This is a genomic window from Glycomyces buryatensis (assembly GCF_004912275.1).
Classification (GTDB): domain Bacteria; phylum Actinomycetota; class Actinomycetes; order Mycobacteriales; family Micromonosporaceae; genus Glycomyces; species Glycomyces buryatensis.
Genome location: NZ_STGY01000002.1, coordinates 1 through 644 on the forward strand (window position 1 = coordinate 1; position 644 = coordinate 644).

The window sequence follows — 644 nt, forward strand, 5'->3', positions numbered from 1 at the left end:
GGATCGAGAATCCGAAGTTCTTCGCCCGGCTGGAACGAAAACTCAAGAAGGCCCAGCGGGCGCTCTCGCGTAAAACGAAGGGTTCAGCGAACCAGGCCAAGGCACGACTGAAGGTCGCGAGGGTCCACGAGAAGGTTAAGCACACGCGGGGAGACTGGATCGACCAGCGGGTTGCGACGATCGTTGCCGAGAGCCAAGGCATCTACGTCGAAGACCTCAATGTCGCCGGTCTGTCCCGGGGTCGCGCTTCGAAGTCATGGCACGACGCTGCGGCGGGCATGTTCCTTACGCGCCTGGAGTCAAAAGCAGCGCGGACAGGGCGGACCTTCGCGAAGGTCGACCGGTACTTCCCGTCCACGCAGTTGTGTTCGGACTGCGGAGCGCTCACCGGCCCGAAAGGACTGGCGGGGTTGCAGGTCCGGGAATGGTCATGCCCGTGTGGGGCGGTCCATGATCGTGATGTGAACGCCGAGATCAATATCAGACGTGAAGGCAAGCGTCTCGTGGCCGAGGGACTACCGGACACGTAAAACGCCTGCGGAGCCTGTGTCAGACCCGGGAGACCGGGCAGTAGGCGTTGAACCAGGAACCCACCCGTAGACGGAACGCGCAAGCGAACCGCAAGCCGGGAATCCCCGCCCACA

1 protein-coding gene is annotated in these 644 nt (G+C 62.9%); it reads left to right on the plus strand.

Going from position 1 to position 644, the window contains the following annotated elements; all coding sequences use genetic code 11:
- The coding region (locus tag FAB82_RS00905) for an RNA-guided endonuclease InsQ/TnpB family protein (RefSeq protein WP_136532659.1) at nt 1-530 on the plus strand (530 nt) is incomplete at its 5' end.
- Nucleotides 531-644 lie beyond the last annotated feature (114 nt).